We start from the raw sequence: 1,432 nt of genomic DNA, 5'->3' as shown, positions 1-1,432 counted from the left end.
TCGCTGCTTCATCGTGCTGATTCCTTCTGGAAACCAGCGTCAGAACAGCCCCAACCTGCAGCGAAACTGAGTCAGACCTAAACTTGCACGCCGAAACACACGCTAAACCGGCAGAGCGAGCGTTACGGCCGCGAGGGCATCGATCTCTCTGTCTCGACGCTGGCCGACCAGGTCGGCGCGGCGACAGCGGCGCTGGCACCGTTGCATGATCTGATCGCTCGCCACGTCATGGCGGCCGAGCGCTTGCACGCCGACGACACGACGGTTCCGATCCTGGCCAAGGGCAAGACCGATACCGGCCGGATCTGGACCTACGTGCGCGACGACCGGCCATTCGGCGGCGCCGATCCGCCGGCAGCGCTCTACTTCGCGTCGCGCGACAGGCGGCAAGAGCACCCGGACGCGCATCTTGCAGGCTGGCGCGGCATTCTCCAGGCCGACGCCTATGGCGGCTACAACGGCCTCTACGACCCGGCGCGCCAAAGTGGGCCGGTCACGGCAGCGCTCTGTTGGGCGCATGCGCGCCGCGGCTTCTTCGAGCTCGCCGACATCGCTGCCTCGGCGCGGCGCGGGCGCGGTGCCGCACCCGTATCACCGATCGCGCTCGAAGCGGTGAAGCGCATCGACACGCTCTTCGCGATCGAACGCGAGATCAACGGTCTGAGCGCCCACGAGCGCCATCGCGTCCGCCAGGAACGAAGCCGCCCGCTGGTCGAGGATCTGCGCACCTGGCTAGGCGAGAAGCGCCTCACGCTCTCGCGCTCCGCGACGGTCGCCAAGCCGATCGACTATATGCTCCGGCGCTGGGACGGCTTTACCGTCTTCCTCGACGACGGGAGGGCATGTCTGTCGAACAACGCCGCCGAACGAAGCCTGCGCGGCTTTGCCCTCGGCCGCAAAGCCTGGCTCTTCGCTGGCTCCAGCCGCGGCGCCGAGCGGGCGGCCACAATGGCGACGCTGATCCAGACGGCGAAGCTGAACGATATCGATCCGCAAGCCTGGCTCGCCGATGTGCTCGCCCGCATCGCCGGGATCCCACAAGGCCAGCTCGCTGAGCTCCTGCCGTGGAACTGGCTCGGCAAGGAAGCCGCTCGCCGTCACGCGGCCTGATCAAACAGACGGCGGCAGTGACCCGAACAGTCCGCGGCCCACGCCGGATGGATACGGTGCTGGTGGTCGAGGCTGCAAACCTTCTTAGCGTTGCGGCAATTGGCGCTTTGGCCCTGTGGAGCCATGGCGTTGCGATCTCCGACGTACGGGCGGAAGCTAAGTCGAGAAGGAGTTAAAAGCCGACTCGTAAGGTGGTCGTATCACGCGGAAATCAGAACGAGACAGGTCGTGTCCCTGCTGGTGGTGTAGCTTCGCAGAGCCACCGCGTGCCGGCTTTGGTCGGGCTGGTCAGGCGGCCACGGCTGGCAGGCTGACGATGGGA

General features: G+C 66.5%; 1 pseudogene. It reads left to right on the top strand.

The window, feature by feature from the left end:
• Positions 1-102: 102 nt before the first annotated feature.
• Positions 103-1,110, top strand: a pseudogene (gene tnpC, locus ACFPN9_RS27660) (IS66 family transposase); the annotation flags it as partial.
• Positions 1,111-1,432 lie beyond the last annotated feature (322 nt).

The organism is Allobosea massiliensis (assembly GCF_042655245.1).
GTDB lineage: Bacteria > Pseudomonadota > Alphaproteobacteria > Rhizobiales > Beijerinckiaceae > Allobosea > Allobosea massiliensis.
The sequence above is the reverse complement of the archived record's forward strand: the minus strand, read 5'-3'. Positions and strand labels throughout refer to the sequence as shown.